12 protein-coding genes and 1 riboswitch are annotated in these 16,427 nt (G+C 54.2%); of the genes, 3 read left to right on the forward strand and 9 right to left on the reverse strand.

Annotated features, from left to right (window positions below; all coding sequences use genetic code 11):
• Window positions 1-104: 104 nt before the first annotated feature.
• The 5 genes from ahpF to LZP73_RS05590 form a co-directional block, all read right to left on the reverse strand.
• Complete coding sequence (ahpF, locus tag LZP73_RS05570; protein ID WP_234233474.1) at window positions 105-1,733, reverse strand: alkyl hydroperoxide reductase subunit F; 1,629 nt, start codon at window positions 1,731-1,733, stop codon at window positions 105-107.
• Window positions 1,734-1,889: 156 nt separating this feature from the next.
• Window positions 1,890-2,459 carry an alkyl hydroperoxide reductase subunit C gene (ahpC, locus tag LZP73_RS05575; protein ID WP_234233475.1) on the reverse strand — a complete coding sequence of 190 codons (570 nt, stop codon included), beginning with the start codon at window positions 2,457-2,459 and terminating at the stop codon, window positions 1,890-1,892.
• A gap of 233 nt (window positions 2,460-2,692) precedes the next feature.
• Window positions 2,693-3,436 carry a spermidine synthase gene (locus LZP73_RS05580; protein WP_234233476.1) on the reverse strand — a complete coding sequence of 248 codons (744 nt, stop codon included), beginning with the start codon at window positions 3,434-3,436 and terminating at the stop codon, window positions 2,693-2,695.
• Between the two features lie 191 nt (window positions 3,437-3,627).
• Window positions 3,628-4,365: a dienelactone hydrolase family protein gene (locus LZP73_RS05585; RefSeq protein WP_234233477.1), complete on the reverse strand. Its 738-nt coding sequence runs from the start codon at window positions 4,363-4,365 to the stop codon at window positions 3,628-3,630.
• Window positions 4,366-4,439: 74 nt separating this feature from the next.
• Window positions 4,440-5,441, reverse strand: a complete 1,002-nt coding sequence (locus LZP73_RS05590) for a 2-hydroxyacid dehydrogenase (RefSeq protein ID WP_234233478.1) — start codon at window positions 5,439-5,441, stop codon at window positions 4,440-4,442.
• 274 nt (window positions 5,442-5,715) lie between these two features.
• Between LZP73_RS05590 and rluA the strand changes: the two genes are divergently transcribed.
• Both rluA and asnC read left to right on the forward strand, forming a co-directional pair.
• Window positions 5,716-6,390 carry a bifunctional tRNA pseudouridine(32) synthase/23S rRNA pseudouridine(746) synthase RluA gene (gene rluA, locus LZP73_RS05595; RefSeq protein WP_234233480.1) on the forward strand — a complete coding sequence of 225 codons (675 nt, stop codon included), beginning with the start codon at window positions 5,716-5,718 and terminating at the stop codon, window positions 6,388-6,390.
• A gap of 95 nt (window positions 6,391-6,485) precedes the next feature.
• The gene (gene asnC, locus LZP73_RS05600; protein WP_169564678.1) at window positions 6,486-6,947 is read left to right on the forward strand and encodes a transcriptional regulator AsnC; all 462 of its coding nucleotides are present in this window, start codon (window positions 6,486-6,488) and stop codon (window positions 6,945-6,947) included.
• Between the two features lie 182 nt (window positions 6,948-7,129).
• Here asnC and LZP73_RS05605 read toward each other — a convergent pair whose 3' ends face one another.
• From LZP73_RS05605 to LZP73_RS05620, 4 genes are all read right to left on the reverse strand, one after another.
• Window positions 7,130-10,915 (reverse strand): S8 family serine peptidase, encoded by a 3,786-nt coding sequence (locus tag LZP73_RS05605; protein WP_234233482.1) that lies wholly within the window; start codon window positions 10,913-10,915, stop codon window positions 7,130-7,132.
• Window positions 10,916-11,701: 786 nt separating this feature from the next.
• Window positions 11,702-12,814: a succinylglutamate desuccinylase/aspartoacylase family protein gene (locus LZP73_RS05610; protein WP_234233484.1), complete on the reverse strand. Its 1,113-nt coding sequence runs from the start codon at window positions 12,812-12,814 to the stop codon at window positions 11,702-11,704.
• A gap of 1 nt (window position 12,815) precedes the next feature.
• A complete protein-coding gene (lysC, locus tag LZP73_RS05615; RefSeq protein ID WP_234233485.1) occupies window positions 12,816-14,171 on the reverse strand; it encodes a lysine-sensitive aspartokinase 3 in 1,356 nt (451 codons plus the stop codon).
• 140 nt (window positions 14,172-14,311) lie between these two features.
• Window positions 14,312-14,487: riboswitch (Lysine riboswitch) on the reverse strand.
• 111 nt (window positions 14,488-14,598) lie between these two features.
• Window positions 14,599-15,030, reverse strand: a complete 432-nt coding sequence (locus LZP73_RS05620; protein WP_234233486.1) for a DUF3293 domain-containing protein — start codon at window positions 15,028-15,030, stop codon at window positions 14,599-14,601.
• 574 nt (window positions 15,031-15,604) lie between these two features.
• On the opposite strand from LZP73_RS05620, the gene arcA reads away from it, so the two are divergent.
• Entirely contained in the window at window positions 15,605-16,321 is a 717-nt protein-coding gene (gene arcA, locus LZP73_RS05625; protein WP_169564674.1) for a two-component system response regulator ArcA, read from the forward strand.
• The last annotated feature ends 106 nt before the right edge of the window (window positions 16,322-16,427 follow it).

The raw sequence follows: 16,427 nt of genomic DNA on the forward strand, positions 1-16,427 counted from the left end.
AGAAATGCGGCGGCTCACGCAAGAGCCGGGCGGATGTTCCAACCACAAAAAGCCAGCACAAGTGCTGGCTTTTTGTCGGCTTTCACAGCCATGCTCCCTGAGTCTTAGGCCGCCTCGACGTCCTTCTCGGGCGCCGTCTCCAGAGACTCGGAGGCTGCGCTCTTATCTAGGCTCTCATCGCTGTGGCGAATAAGGTAGTCGAAGGCCCCGAGTGAGGCGGTCGCACCGCTGCCCATGGCGATGATGATCTGCTTGAATGGCGAGTCGGTCACGTCGCCGGCGGCGAAGACGCCGGGGATAGAGGTTTGCCCGCGGGCATCGACCAAGATCTCCCCCCTGGGGGTGAGTTCGAGCGTGCCCTTGAGCCATTCGGCGTTGGGCACCAGGCCTATCTGCACGAAGATCCCCGCCAGCGCCAGATGATGACTGGCCCCCGTCTGCCTGTCTGTGTAGTTCAGGCCATTGACCCTGGTGCCATCGCCGGTCACCTCAGTGGTCTGGGCCTGGGTGATGATCTTGATATTGCCCATGGACTGTGCCTTGCGCTGCAACACCTCATCGGCACGCAGCCTGGCATCGAACTCCAGCACTGTCACATGCTCGACCAGGTTGGCCAGATCTATGGCCGCTTCGATACCCGAGTTACCGCCGCCGATCACCGCCACCCGCTTGCCCTTGAACAGTGGACCGTCGCAGTGGGGGCAGTAAGCCACGCCCTTGCCACGGTATTCCTGCTCGCCTGGCACATTCATCTCACGCCAGCGGGCCCCCGTGGCCAGTAATACAGTGCGGCTGCGCAGCTTGGCGCCGCTGGCCAGTTCGAGTTCGAACAGTCCCTGGCTTGTCTGTCCTAGGGAGGCGAGTGACATGGCCCTCTGGTTGTCCATGATGTCGACCTCATAGTCGCGCACATGGGCTTCCAGGTTGGCCACCAGCTTGGGCCCCTGGGTCGCCTGCACCGAGATGAAGTTTTCAATGCCGACGGTTTCGGCCACCTGCCCCCCAAACTTGTCGGCAACTATGCCGGTGCGCAAGCCCTTACGGGCCGCATAAATGGCCGCTGCTGCGCCCGCCGGGCCACCACCGACCACCAGCACCTCGAAGGGGGCTTTGGCATTGATGGCTTCGGCCTTGCGGCTCGCGGCCTTGGTGTCCAGCTTGTTGAGTATTTCGCCCAGGCTGATGCGGCCCTGAGCGAAAGGTTCGCCGTTCAGATAGACGGAAGGCACGGCCATTATGTTGCGTTCATTCACTTCGTCCTGAAACAGGGCGCCGTCGATCATCACATTGGTGATATTGGGGTTGATGGCCGCCATCATGTTGAGCGCCTGCACTACATCCGGGCAGTTCTGGCAGCTGAGCGACACATAGGTCTCGAAGCGGTAAGTGCCAGGCAGCTCACGTATCTGCGCTATTTGTTCGTCGCCGAGTTTGGTGGGATGGCCACCGCTATGCAGCAGCGCCAGCACCAGTGAGGTGAATTCGTGGCCCATGGGCAAACCGGCAAAGCTTATCCTGGTGTTGCTCTGGGGATTGACCAGTGTCATCGCCGGTGTACGCTCGCCGTCGACGGCCTTGAGGCTCACCAATGGGGAGAGACTGACAATGTCCTCGGCCAGGCGTCGCAGTTCCAGCGACTTATTGTCCACATCAGCCGACACGAGCAGCTCAACCGGTGTTTTGAGGTTTTGCAAATAGGTTTGCAGTTGATTTTTTAAATTCGTATCTAACATGACGACTCCCTGGACTGTCAGTGATTGGCTGCGCGCACCCGATATAATGATGTGAGAGACTCACTCGAGTCGCTTCTGTAAGTAACTGGCCAGCAAAGGCGGCCAGTCGTCACCCGGCACAGCGCCTGCCCGGGTGACTCAGACTAAGGCCTGACCTTAGATCTTACCGACCAGATCCAGGGAAGGCGCCAGAGTGTCGTCACCCGGTTGCCATTTGGCCGGGCAGACTTCACCGTCATGGGTAGCCACATATTGGGCGGCCTGGATTTTACGCACCAGCTCCTGAGCGCTGCGACCTATGCCCAGATCATGCACTTCGCTGACCTTGATCTGCCCCTCTGGGTTGATCACGAAGGTGCCGCGCAGCGCCAGGCCTTCTTCCTCTATCATCACGCCGAAGTTGCGGCTGATGGCGCCTGTGGGATCGGCCAGCATGGGGAATTGGATCTTGTTGATGGTATCCGAGGTATCGTGCCAGGCCTTGTGGGTGAAGTGAGTGTCGGTCGATACCGAATAGACTTCCACACCCATGGCCTGCAGCTTGTCATAATGATCGGCCATGTCGCCCAGCTCGGTTGGACAGACGAAGGTAAAGTCGGCCGGGTAGAAGAACACCACGGACCACTTGCCCAAGAGATCTTGCTCTGTCACAGGGACGAATTCGCCCTGGTGGAAGGCGGTGGCGCTGAAAGGTTTGATATTAGTGTTGATGATAGATTGAGTCATTTGACGCTCCATTTTCTGCTTGAAAGTAACAGGAAACTTCATCTTCCCTGTCGATGGAAGTCATACTACGCAATCGGAAAAATTAATTGTAACGGATAAAAACTATCGGCTTAATCGGTTTTTTATACTGGGATGGCCGGGCCTTTGTCCCGGGCACTCGGCTTAAAGGCTGTGAGCCCAAGCAGGCTGGGCTCAGGCAAGGCCATGCAAGTACGGCCATGAAAGTACGGCGGCTATTCCCAGGGGCCGAAGCGGGTCAGGGAACGGCCGAGGACGAAGTCCAGTTGCTGTGACAAGTCCTGGGCCGCAGCCTTGAGCCCGGACGCAGTAGCGTCCTGGGGCACCTTGGCGGCGAACACCACCCAGTTGCCGCCGCCGGTCAGGCAGGCCCTAACTTCCTTGAAATGCGCTTGCAGATGCGCCAACAGCTCTCTGTCCTGGCTATGCTCCTTCCAGCAGTTGAGCACCAGATGCCCATCGGCCTTGAGCAGGGCGGCACAATGACCGATGAACCGCGCCGAGACCTGGCCCTTGTCTATGCCTTTCTCGACATACATGTCGGCGAAGATCACATCGACCTTCTTATGCCCTGCGTCACTCAAAAACTGATTGGCGTCCTGATGAATGATGTTGAGCTTCTTGCCGAGCGGCAACTGAAAATAGCGCTTGGCCAGGGCGATCACTTCCTCCCTGAGTTCTACCGCCGACAGCTTGATGCCGGCATCGAAGCGCCGCAGCGCATGGATTAAGGCGCCGCCGCCCAGCCCCAGCACTATGGCGCTCTTGGGACGACAGAACAGCAAGATCAACAGCATGGCCTGCACATAGGTGTGCTGGGGAATATGAGGTGCCGCCTTGAGCAGCTTGCTCTGCTCGTCATTGTCACCGAAAGACAGGACTCGGGCTGTGCCGTCATCGAACACGCGGATAGGCCCGAGGGCATCCTGGGTTTCATGTAACAACTTCATCTCTGACATGGACTGGCATCTCGGCACAAGACGGGCTTGAGCAATGGGCAAACGCGGGCGGTTCGTCATCGATAGGATAACGCCGCCGGCATTCGTCGGGTTTTCAATTGGGCGCTATTATGCCAAATCCCACCCGGCTTGCCTGCATTTATCTCGCAGTTTGCCGGCCTGTTTGCGGCGAAAAGCAGGCAATACCGGCCTTAGCCGAGCAAGCGCTGGAAGAAGGCATTCGCCTGCTGATACATCTGCAGCGCCAAGGCGGGATCGTACCTGTCACCTTCATCACGCATGAAGGCATGCTGGGCATTGACCTCCAGCCAACTGAAGTGACGCCCGGTATCCTCCAGCCTGCGATGGATCACTTGCCTGCCTGCGCTCGGGACATGGGGATCTTGCTTGCCCCACACCATGAACAGCTCTCCCCGAATGTCCGCCGTGCGGCTCAGAGAGTCATTGCCCGCCTGGCATGGCAAGTTGTTGGAGTGGATATCCGTCGCATACAGACAAAAAGCGCCCTCAAGCCGCGGATTGAGCGCGGCACGGTACGCCAGATGCCCACCTATGCAGACCCCCATGGCGCCGACCTTGCCATTACAAAACGCCTGGCGAGCGGCAAAATCGAGCAATGCCTGGGTATCGCTGTCATGTTGTTCCAACGGCTTGGCAAACTTATCCTGGTTACCCTTGTCTTTACCCGCATCATCGTAGGCCAGCACTGTGCCCGGGGGATTGAGTTCGTGAAATACCTCGGGCACCAGCACCACAAAGCCATGGCCCGCCAGCATGCAAGCCGCCCTGGCGATGGGGGCGGTTTGCTGGAAGATCTCCGAATAGAAGATCACAGTGCCGAAACGCCCCTCGGCGGCCGGCCGATACACATAGGTGCGCATCTTGCCGGTCTGAGTGTCGATATCCTGAACCTCTGTGGTCACTAACATAATCTCTTGCTCTCACTTAAGCGAATTTGGGTCCGGCTCGCACTGAACTTGCGCGAGAGCCAGACAAATAACTTTTAATACAATTCATTAGCCGATGACTCGCCCCTGAGCAGTGTCTGCACATTGTCCAGGGTGGTACTGGCTATGGCATTGAGCGCCTCTTCGGTGAGGAAGGCCTGATGGCCGGTGAAGATCACATTGTGACAGGCCGACAGCCGGCGGAACACATCGTCCTGGATGATCTCGTTGGACTTGTCTTCGAAGAACAGCTCCTTCTCGTTCTCATACACGTCCATCCCCAAAGCGCCAATCTGCCCCGATTTCAGGGCTTCCATGGCGTCAGGGGCATCCAGCAGGCCGCCGCGGCTGGTGTTGATCACCATCACCCCAGGCTTCATCTGCGCGAAGCTATCCTTATTCAGCAGGTGCAAATTGTCCGCCGTCAGCGGGCAATGCAGGCTGATGATGTCACACTTGGGGTACAGCTCGGCGAGCGGCAGATAGGCGATACCTAGCTCAGCCACCTTGGGATTGGGAAAAGGATCGTGAGCCAGCACCTTGCAGCCGAATCCCAGCAATATCTTGATGGTGGCCAGGCCTATCTTGCCCGTGCCTATCACCCCGACGGTTTTGCCGAACAGGTTGAAGCCGACCAGGCCTTCGAGGGAGAAGTTGGCGTCCCGGGTGCGTTGATAGGCCTTATGTATCTTGCGGTTCAGGGTCAGGATCAGGGCTATTGTGTGTTCTGCCACAGACTCGGGAGAATAGGCAGGCACATTCACCACCTTGAGCCCCAGACGCTTGGCGGCTTCGAGATCTACGTTGTTGAAACCGGCGCAGCGCATGGCGATGATCCGGGTGCCGTGCTCGGCCAACTCGCTCAACACAGCCTCGCTCAGATCGTCGTTAACGAAGGCGCAAACCACGCTGGCGCCATGGGCCAGCTTGGCCGTCTTGGGACATAGCCGGGAATCGAAATAGTCTATCTGAATAGCCGTCCGGGTCGCAGGGTCGGCATTGATGCGGTTGAAGTGCTCTATGTCGTAGTGCTTGGCACTGAAGAAAGCCATTTTCATCTTTAGGGCTCCAGACTGGCAGAAAATTGGGGGTCCAGGCAGAAGTTTAAGTGAATCGCCCCTGCTTGTCCTTGCGTAAGAGCGCATTTTAGCTCGGATTATCCTTTGCTACTCGCTCTTTGCCAGCCGGCACCGACACTTGCCTTTGCTGCAGGTCTCTGCTGCGGGCCATTCCCCGGTTCGGCGCAGCTCGGCAATAGCCCAGATGATTGGGCTTGCACCCATACGAATGCGAGGGTATCTTTGCCGCGCACAGATAACCAGGCCAAATTTCATGACTGACTTTATTTACCAACCGCCGACCACCCCTTGGCTGGAGATACTCTACCAAGACAAAGACATCATGGTGGTGAATAAGCCCTCAGGCCTCTTGTCTGTGCCTGGCCGGGATCCGGCCCACAGCGACAGCATCTATTCCCGCATTTTGGCCCAGCATCCCAACAGCCAGATAGTCCACCGACTGGACATGGCGACCTCGGGCGTCATGGTGGTGGCCCTGAGACGCAGCGCCGAGCGTGAACTCAAGCGCCAATTTCGCGACCGCGAGACCCATAAGATCTATTTCGCCCGGGTCGCCGGCCATGTCAGCGCCCCCTGCAGCGTCGAGCTGCCGCTGATCTGCGACTGGCCCAACCGCCCCAAGCAGAAGGTAGATCACCAGCTCGGCAAGCCATCGCTGACCCATGTGGAGATCATCAGCCGCGGCCGGCGCTCGACCCTGGTCAGGCTCACCCCAATCACTGGCCGCTCCCATCAGCTGAGGGTGCACATGATGGCACTAGGTCACCCCATTCTCGGCGATGGCTTCTACGCCGACCCTCTGGCCAAGAGCCTGGCACCACGACTCCTGCTGCATGCCGCCGAGCTGAGCTTCACCCACCCCTACAGCGGCGAAGCCATGAGCTTCAGTTGTGAGGTGCCTTTTGCCACCGCCGAGGGAAATCAATAATTCACTGTTTGCATTAAAAGCCGCTTTAGCTCTGGCCAATTATCAGCAAAAGACGTAAATTTATCGCTATTCGTAAATTTATCGAGCACTAAGCTGTGGATGCATCATTTCAACGCGATCAACTAGACAACCAAATCCTTCAGGCCCTGATGCAGGATGCCCGCACCCCCTTCGCCGAACTGGCCAAGCGTTTCGGGGTCAGCGCCGGCACCATTCATGTGCGGGTCGAGAAGATGAAGCAGGCGGGGATCATCACAGGGGCGCAGATCACTGTCAATCCCAAGGCCCTGGGTTACGACGTCTGTTGCTTCATAGGCATCAATCTCAAGAGCGCCGGTGACTACCCGGCCGCCATCGCCAAGCTCAACGCCCTGGAAGAAGTGGTCGAAGCCTACTACACCACGGGCAACTACAGCGTCTTCGTCAAGGTCATGTGTCAATCCATCGACGGCCTGCAACATGTGCTGATCAACCGCATCCAGTCCATAGATGAGATCCAATCCACCGAGACCCTCATCAGCCTGCAAAACCCCATAGTCAGATCGGTAAAACCTTAATTCATGGCAGTGGAATAGGCGTGAATGGAACAGCCGCAGGAGCAGCAATAACCAACAAACCCATGACGGATATCCTGCCCACTTGCCATATGTGACTCGCTTTATAGCGACCCAGTTGGGGGAAATAAAAAAGGCTAACCTGAGGTTAGCCTTTTTTCGGTACTTATTTAACTATCGCAAGTTTATGCCTTCAGTTTACGGCGTGTCCAAGCGAACGGCACCAACAGCAGAGATAACCAACCGAGCGCACCACCATCGTTGCTTGGCTTGTCACTCACGGCAATAGATACTGACTGAGTATCTGAGTTGCCTTGAGTATCGGTCACTGTCAGATTGAACGACAGTACATCACCGCCTTCTCCTACTTCGGGAGCCTTGAAGCTCAAGCTACCACTCGATGTATCGACAGCAACGACTTTGCCTGCCGTCTGCACCCATTTATACGTCAGAGCATCATCATTACCATCTGAGGATAAGGTACCATTGACAACTACGTCCTGAAGCTCTTGCACAGCTGTCGGCGCACTTATGTTAGCTACAGGAGCAACCTCCATAACACCAAACTTATATGTCTTCTCGACCATATCGCCATCGAGTTCATCAGTCAGTTTAAGTGCAAAGGCATCACCCGCCTTAGTAGGCACCAAATCAAACCCAACCGATAAGTTCTCACCCGAGTCCGCTTTCTGAACCACGGTCCAAGTAATAGTGTTGCCTTCCTGAACTCCGCCATTGGAGATATTTTCGACTTTATGCCCTGCGGACATCAGAGCCGTAAATGAATATTCCTTATCTGCATCCGTGAAGTTGGCGGCAACCTCGAAGCTGACTCTGTTCGCTTCTCCAGCAACCATGCTGTCAGAAAGATTGGCAATTTGAGTCACTTCATCTTTACGTGTGATGCTGAACGGCACTTGCTTCATCGCACTCATATCCCCGGACTCGAGAATAAGAATACCATTCGCGTTTTTATCCGTATCCCAGTCGAAAGTTAAGCTGAATTTACCTGCTTCCTCTTTAACTTTCACTGACGCTGTGTCACTCAACGAATCTTCTGTAGGCAATACCGAGGTTACAGACACAAGCACATCGTCACTGCCACCCGGAGTAGATGCCTTATAGCCATCAACCACCACATAATATTTGCCGGCAGGCAGGTTGGTAAAGGCGACAGACTCATTGGAATCTGGGCCGGCACTGCTGCCTATCTTCGCAAAAGTGCTGTCCAAAATCCGCAAGTCTACGTCTGGTGCCGTCTCGGATGAAGTGCTGAATTTGATGTTAGGCACTACTTCGCTAAAGGTCACCACAATTGCATCATAATCATCTTCCGGCACCGACAGTACTTGAGGCGTAATCAAATTGCTCGCCTTGTCGTAAATACCCGCTTTGATATTGGTTAAGTCTTTAGCCACAAAGCCGCTGTAGGTCATGCTGCCGACGGTGCGTCCAGCAACAATATCTATGCTGCCTGGTAAGTTGTCGCCATTGGCCATAACAGCTACAGGCAGTTTAACTTCCGGCATGCCTTCCGCTGCCAGCTTGATGTTGGCAAAGTTCCAGCCTTCGCTGGCGGCGGCAACATTTGCCGTAACAGTCAACTCCTGAGTCGCGCCTTCTGCCAACTCGAAACTCGCCGGAGTGACAGTCAATACCAAACCATCGGCCATGCCTATGGCACTGGCAGTCCAGCTGCCGGCTTTGGTTGCCTTCACTGTACGAGTCCAGGTACAAGTGTCGACACACTTGGCGTTGGCCATAGTCGGTAAGTTGATCTGTGATGGCTGACCACCCAAGGCAGGATCGGCTTTCACATAACCGACATAAGTTTCATCCATCACCAGCCCAGTCTTGGCGGCTGCTTCAATATCGGCAAAACCCGCGCCCATATCGAAGAAATCTGACGGTGTCTTGCCATCTTCCTTGAAGGTCTTTTGATTTGCTGTCAGCATCAGCGCCGATTGGATCTCGGCTGGCGTCCATTCGGGGTGAATGCTGGCCAACAGAGTCAAGGCGCCGGCAACATGCGGACTGGCCATGGAGGTACCGCTCAGGAAAGCGAAATCAGCTGGATCTGGAGACTCTTTAAAGCCGGCCGATTGGCTGTTTGCATAAGCGGCAAAAATGCTCACGCCTGGGGCGGCAATCGAAGGCGCGATCACGTCCGGCACGGATTTATTCGGTCCGCGCGAGGTAAACTCGGCAGCGATACGTGCCAGCTTGTCATCATGAACTACTTCAGTCCCTGATATGCTGGCCTTATGACCTTCACCACTCGCTAACCAAGTACGTAATTCGTTACCTTGGGCGGCATTTATGTGGATGGCAGGTAATACATGGGCATCAGCGACGACACTGTCAGCACCACCGGTAACGTTGGCCAGTACCAAAGCACCGGCACCACCTGCCAATACGTTACGTCCTTTATCGACACGAGCAATCGCGCCACGGTCACACACTACTATGGTATCAGATTCAAAAGTGTTTTCAGGGAATGGCTTCAAACACTGGGCGGGGTCGCTGCCTGGGTCGTTAGGGTTCTCAAAATCACCGGCGTAGACAATTGGGCCAGCAAAGGCACCCGTCATAGCTTTACCCGTTAATGCCTCTGGTGCGACAGCATCTCCTCCCTGGAAACCACTGAGTGTTTTATCTTTGAAGTCTCTGTCATGGGTATAGGCAGCGGCGGTAGTTATCCAAGGCGCATCACCGGGAGAACCTACGGTTTCAGGACCAGGACCTGAGTTACCGGCAGATGTAGCCACATGAATACCCGCCTTGCGAGCAGCCAGGAATGCCAATGCATCCGCATCGTTCCAAGGGTCGCTTGAACCACCGCCGATAGAATAGTTGAGAGCATCGACGCCATGTTCTATGGCATGTTCCACCGCGAGCACTGTCAGGGAAGGCAAGCAACCGCTAAAACCAATTGCATCGTCTTCACCAGGTAAACACACCTGATAAGATATTATATTGGCGTGGGGGGCGACCCCCGACATTGAATCAAATACTACCCCAGTCGATTCACCGTTAGCATTAGGAACAGCTTGTTCCAGCAAGACGTTACCCGCTGTAGTACTCGCAGTGTGAGAACCATGACCGTTGTGATCCTCACCGTTGGCAGGCACATCAATATCGTGATCTAAATAGCCAGCAGTCACTGCCGGCCAGCTATGCACACCAATCAGTTTATCATTACACAATTCAGGGAAGTCACCGGCGCAATCACCAGAATAAACACCCGAGCCCCATGGGTTGGTATGATCGTATCCATCACCACCTATGTCGGCAAATGATGGATGGTCGGTATTGATACCTGTATCTATGATACCCACTATCATACCTTCACCTTTGCTCTCGACACCCGTCGCTTCGCCGCTCCAAACTGTCGGAGCCTTGATAATCGCCGGGCCGGAATCAGACATAGGTTTACGCAGTATTTCCCGGTTAATATGGGCAATACCTGGAACAGTGGCAAGCTTGGCGGCTTGAGCCTGTGTCATTTCGACGACCATGCCATTATAAGCTAAAGTTGTACGTTGCTTTACATTCAACTCACCGAGCAACACCATTGCTTTCTGTATCACACTGTCTTGACGCTTGTTAAGGAATGAACGATATGACTTAACGTTCTGACTGTTGACATCCAACTTGCGACTATTTCCCTTAACAACATCAGATGATGTGGCTTGGTAGCCTTCAATACCACCTTGATAAAGGGCAACTGGACTCTCGAGCAGACGAACAAAATAACGATAAGTTCCAGAAGGAAGATTGGTTTCAGGCGTGAACACAGCACTATGACCAGCATTCAAATCCTGAGCAGAACTCTTGGAATGTACTGCGGTAATGAAACCCGGTTGTAAATTTGGCTTGGAAATGGAAACTTCTAATTGGCTCGCGGCCTCGACGCTCATTGCCATCGACATCAGTGCGGCTGACACCGCAATTGCTACTTGACTTTTCACCTGTTATATCCTCAAACACCTGAAAGTGCTTTCTCGTTATAATAAAAATCGTCCATTCACCGATAAACTCTGATTCGCTTATCCTGCAGAACCCCTTGAGTTAAGGCGGTACTCTCAGCATAGTTAACCAAGAGCTAGACTTTTTAACACATGAAAAACATATCGGCAAACAAATCACCAAAAAAGCGCCATAAAAATGACTCTCGTCGTCTAACGACCACCTGAAAAAAGACACCAACATCATCTAATACAAGTATTTATAGTTATAGTGACGATAAGGTGACACCAAGATAAAAACACACAAAAACGCAACCAATTAACAACACAACAGACGGTAAATATCCACTTTATCGCACCGAATAAGGTTTCCTAGCCATCTGGAATAAGCGGCATAGAAAGGCATTGGAGAAAAATACTATTGAAGACTCTATATAACAGAGGACTGGACTGGAGGCGGAATTGGCATTTGAAACACTGAATATATTAGGCGCTAAAAATATACCGCCAGGAAATCCCTTTTCATTGGAAATGACGCCTCAAAAATAAACAATAAGTTGTATGTATAGAGTGGATGTTATCTATGCAGCGTACCGATAATTTGGCGTTGCCTTAGTCATCATGGATAACCTGGATGCCGCCCATGCTATTGGAGCAGTCTCCACCTATTCTCACATTGCTGAATATCGCTTGAGGTATATTGAGTCGAGCCATAAATGCTGGCTGCCCAAGATGAAATGACCCGAGCTCAGAGCGGGACAAACTCAATCCCGCTCACAGAGCATTTGCCTAAGGGTCGAGTGGAAACACCTCAGTCATCACCTTATACAGCTCTGTGCCCTGATGCACCGACGCCGAAGCGAAGTGCAGTATCGGCACACAATCGACTGGCAATGAGATGCGGGTCAAGGCTTCCTCTGTGCCATAGTGATCCAAGCGCAGCAAGTTAACCAGGTGCTCTCCCGCCTTCAGGGGCTCACCCACCTCGGCGACATATTCCACCAGGCCGGCCTTGGGGGCGTGGAACTTCTTATAATTGCGCAAATAACAGCCGTACCTTGCCATGGCAGCTGGCCGGACGCTCTCTGCTATCACACCTCTATGGCTCAGGTAGGCCAATATGCCCCGGGCATCGTGCTCGGCGTCGGCAAGATCTATCCGCTCCTGACTGGCAAGCTCCAAGGTAAAGGCCGAGACGGCAACCCCCAAGTCACGTCCCTGAGATGCCGCATATTCGCTCAGACGCCACCAGGGGCAGAAGGCCGCCTCATCCATGGCGCCGCCGAAGCTGTTGGGTATCACCAGGGTATAAGGAATGGAGAAGTACTGCGCCGCCGACACTTCATATTCGGGGCAATACAAATGCTTGCATGACTTGGGGCCTGTGTGGAGATCCAGCACTATGTCGGCCCTGTGTGCCATAGACTGCAGATTCACCGCCAGCCTATGGCCCGTGGTGATGCCCCAGGCATTGCTCAGCCTTTGCTGGCAACTCTCTACCAGGGCGCTGCGATAGGCCTGAATGATCCCGACATCGTCCAGTCGCGCATGTTCGGCATACCAATGCGGTAGCTCGATAGCAGAGTCCAGATACTCACGGTTCCAGTTGTTGCCCGTGATGGGATCGAAACGCCCGAGGGTAAACTCACCGCTCTTCTGGTTGATCCCCAAGGGATTGGCCAGCGGCACCAGAGTGATCTCACCCAAGAGGCGGTAGTTTTCCAACAGCTTCATCAGCTGGAAGATCACCGCATTGCCCTGCACCTCGGCGCCATGCACGTTGGCCTGGATATAGACGCTGGGACCTGTGTTTGCTTCTGGTTGCAACCGATATACGGGTATGTCGAGCGCCTGGCCCGCGGCCAGTTCCCCCACCTGCAGCGACGACTTGCTCATCCTCATGCTAGGCGCCCTCGAACAGGTTCTGATGCAGCGCCGCCACCACCTGGGCTGCCTCGGATTCGGCCACCAGCACACAGAGATTATGCGGGCTGGCGCCCTGACATATCATGCGCACGTTGTGGGGCTCGAGCACTTCAAATACCCGCCGGCATACGCCCGGCGTAGTGGCAATTCTGTTGCCTATGATGGCCACCAAGGCCAGCTTGTCCTCCACCCTGACCCGGCAATGCTGCGACAACTCCTGCAGCAGGGCTTCGCTGAGCAGGCCATGACCGCTGGAATCCGACCCCGTCTTGTCCAGGGTCAGCGCCACGTTGACCTCTGAGGTGGTGATGAGATCCACGCTGATCTTATGCCGCGCCAGGGTGGCGAAGGTTTCGGCCAGGAAGCCCTGGGCATGCAGCATCTGCAGGCTATGCAGGTTGAGCAGGGTCTGATCCCGGCGCAGGGCGACGGCGCGATAGACGGGGGCATCCTCCACCTGGTGCCGTATCCAGGTACCGCCTTTTTGTGGTTCTTTACTCGAGCCGACAAATACCTGAATTTGCTGGCGCACCGCCGGCAGAATAGTCGCCGGATGCAGCACCTTGGCGCCGAAGGTGGCCATCTCGGCCGCTTCGTTGAAGCTGATCTCAGCTATGGGTCTGGCGTTGGGCGCCAGGCGCGGATCTGTGGTGTAAATCCCGGCCACATCCGTCCAGATCTCCACCGCGCTGGCCTTCAGGGCTTCGGCCAACAGGGCGGCGGAATAATCGCTGCCGCCGCGGCCAAGGGTGGTCGTCCTGCCTTCATCGTCGGCCCCTATGAATCCCTGGGTGACGATAATCTGATCTTGCAAGAAGGGCAGCAGATGCTCATGGGTCAGGCAGGCGATGGCTTCTATCTGCGGCTCGGCCCGGCCGAAATGACTGTCGGTGCGCAGCACCCGGCGCACATCGAAGGCGCTGGCGATGGCCCCCTTCTCCCGCAGCACGGCGGCAAACAGCGCCGAAGAGCATTGCTCCCCCAGTGACAGGAGTTCATCCATGACAGCCTTGCTGCGATTGAGCACCAGCATTTCACTCAATACTGCCATGCGGCTCAACAGCTTATCCAGCACGGCTATGATTTCCTGCGGACGCCCCAGCTCATCGACTATCTGATATTGGATCTGGGCTATCTGCTTGAGCAACTGCAGCCGACGCTCGTCGTTGATGGTCGCCTGAGTCAATTCGACCAAGAGGTTGGTGACGCCACTTGAGGCACTCACGACTACTATGCGGGTAGCGGCATTGGCCAGCACTATATCTGCGCTGCGCCCCATGGCGTCATAATCGGCAACCGAGGTACCACCAAATTTAGCAACGACCAGGGACATTAGCGCACCTCCGCAGACAGCGAAGAGACGGGGAACACACGCGAAACGACTTGAGAAACTAACATGATCACACTCCGAACCTATGAGTTCGAAGAGCCTGGTGCAAAGATAACGCACCCCAAAGAAGGGAAACAGCAATCGTCACCAGAAGCTCTCCACCAAAAATCAGGTGACAATCGCCAGGATTCAACCTGAACGACCGATACCTCAGCGCACGACTCACTGAAATACCTCGGCGTTAATCTCCCTCATAAGCCGTCGCCGGAGTGTGTGCTCCTCAGACTTACTACCTAGTTAACGCTCCTCTTCTGTGCCTTCCCGGAGGAAGGGACGAAAAAAGTAGCAATAAACCCCTTGCCGAGTCAATGGCGTCAGCAAAATAATCCATTGAAAGTCGGCCGGCGGCGGTCCCGTCGACCCAAACGGCCTAGCAGTTCAGCTCCGGCAATTCTGTCACTAACTTGACGCGCTCGGTAAAACTGCCCAGCTTAAGTTCATCCCTGGCGGCGATGCAGGGCAACAGACTGAGTCGCCCCTGCTCCACATAGTAGATAGCATTTTGGTTGAAGCGCCGCCCCAGTTCGACGGCAAGCTCCCTATCGATGAACACGGCCCAGCTCTTTTCCATGTGGGTCAAGTCGGCGGCCGCGCCCACCAAGGCCCTGTAAGGCCGGTGCAGTTTTTCGATTTCGGATTGCAATTGCCTGTCGAGCAGGCGGTTCTGGCAGGGAGTCAACAGGGTTCCCAGGGGGTTGTGGGCACTTATGATGGCGAAGGAAAACTGGCAGGATAGGGATTGAGTCAATAAAAACCGCGTTTCGCTGTAATGGTGCCACAGGCTATCTATTGAGTTATTCATAGTCTCACTTTCGTAAATGAACCCGATCCAGTGTAGCAGAGAGAATCCGAATGCCAAAGGGTGTGAGCCGGTTCACAGTTTGATACGGATTTTTTCTGTTTAAAATCATATGTTAATCTAAGAGTTGTGCTTAAGCCGGCCAGGAGGCGGAAATTTGTTAACATTTCATTTGTTAACAAATGCCTAAAACGAGTACAATGCCGGCGGTTAGCAATCACTTTTTCCCCTGTTATTGAAACACAATTTGTTACATTTAACGGGAGCCATGGAAGTGGCTAGCAATACATACGTCTATAATGTGATCTACATTTGATTTAACAAGTAAACTTCAAAACAAAACAAGGGCTAAGGAACTAACTTAGTTACTGTTTATCGAAGTCGGTAGAGGTCGCGTTTTCCCTTTCTGCGAAAGGAATGCATACTCGACTAATCATGCAGTGTGTTGCCGTCCAGACTAGTCTTTTGAGAAACACTCATGTGGCTCAGTGAATTGCCAGCGTTTTATAGATATGAGGGCGCACAGCAGGCGGCTCTTATGGTTAGAATTGAATTGATTAATATTTAGGTAAATAGCATGCAAAACCCGCACATTCTGATCGTTGAAGATGAAGCCGTTACCCGTAACACGCTGAGAAGTATTTTCGAGGCAGAAGGGTATCTGGTCACTGAAGCTAATGATGGCGCAGAGATGCATAAAGCCATGCAGGAAAATAAGATCAACCTGGTGGTAATGGACATCAACCTGCCAGGCAAAAATGGTTTGCTCTTGGCACGTGAGCTGCGAGAAATCAACAACATAGGCCTGATCTTCCTGACAGGCCGTGATAACGAAGTCGACAAGATCCTTGGACTCGAAATTGGTGCGGACGATTATATTACCAAACCGTTCAATCCACGTGAGTTGACTATTCGTGCCCGTAACCTTCTGACTCGCGTCAACAGCGCAGGCGCCGAAGTCGAAGAGAAAACCTCGGTGGAATACTACAAGTTCAACGGTTGGAGCCTGGAAATCAACAGCCGCTCTCTGGTGAGCCCACAGGGTGAAGCCTATAAGCTGCCACGCAGCGAGTTCAGAGCCATGCTGCACTTCGTCGAGAACCCAGGCAAGATCTTGACCCGTGCCGATCTGCTGATGAAGATGACAGGCCGCGAACTCAAGCCACACGACCGCACAGTCGATGTCACTATCCGTCGTATTCGCAAGCACTTCGAAAGCTTGCCCGATACCCCGGAAATCATCGCCACCATCCACGGTGAAGGCTATCGCTTCTGCGGCAACCTGGAAGATTAATCTTCATTTAGTCGCATAATAAAAATCCGAGTCCATGACTCGGATTTTTTTATGCCTATTTTTTATGCTTGATGACGTAGGGGGTTAACGCCCCGCCATCCCGAGA

The organism is Shewanella sp. AS16, assembly GCF_021412365.1.
GTDB lineage: Bacteria > Pseudomonadota > Gammaproteobacteria > Enterobacterales > Shewanellaceae > Shewanella > Shewanella salipaludis.

Bases quoted from the DNA above. Each gene is read 5' to 3' on its own strand.
- ahpF (WP_234233474.1), bottom strand. From the start codon at position 1,733: ATGTTAGATACGAATTTAAAAAATCAACTGCAAACCTATTTGCAAAAC.
- ahpC (WP_234233475.1), bottom strand. From the start codon at position 2,459: ATGACTCAATCTATCATCAACACTAATATCAAACCTTTCAGCGCCACC.
- LZP73_RS05580 (WP_234233476.1), bottom strand. From the start codon at position 3,436: ATGTCAGAGATGAAGTTGTTACATGAAACCCAGGATGCCCTCGGGCCT.
- LZP73_RS05585 (WP_234233477.1), bottom strand. From the start codon at position 4,365: ATGTTAGTGACCACAGAGGTTCAGGATATCGACACTCAGACCGGCAAG.
- LZP73_RS05590 (WP_234233478.1), bottom strand. From the start codon at position 5,441: ATGAAAATGGCTTTCTTCAGTGCCAAGCACTACGACATAGAGCACTTC.
- rluA (WP_234233480.1), top strand. From the start codon at position 5,716: ATGACTGACTTTATTTACCAACCGCCGACCACCCCTTGGCTGGAGATA.
- LZP73_RS05610 (WP_234233484.1), bottom strand. From the start codon at position 12,814: ATGAGGATGAGCAAGTCGTCGCTGCAGGTGGGGGAACTGGCCGCGGGC.
- lysC (WP_234233485.1), bottom strand. From the start codon at position 14,171: ATGTCCCTGGTCGTTGCTAAATTTGGTGGTACCTCGGTTGCCGATTAT.
- LZP73_RS05620 (WP_234233486.1), bottom strand. From the start codon at position 15,030: ATGAATAACTCAATAGATAGCCTGTGGCACCATTACAGCGAAACGCGG.
- arcA (WP_169564674.1), top strand. From the start codon at position 15,605: ATGCAAAACCCGCACATTCTGATCGTTGAAGATGAAGCCGTTACCCGT.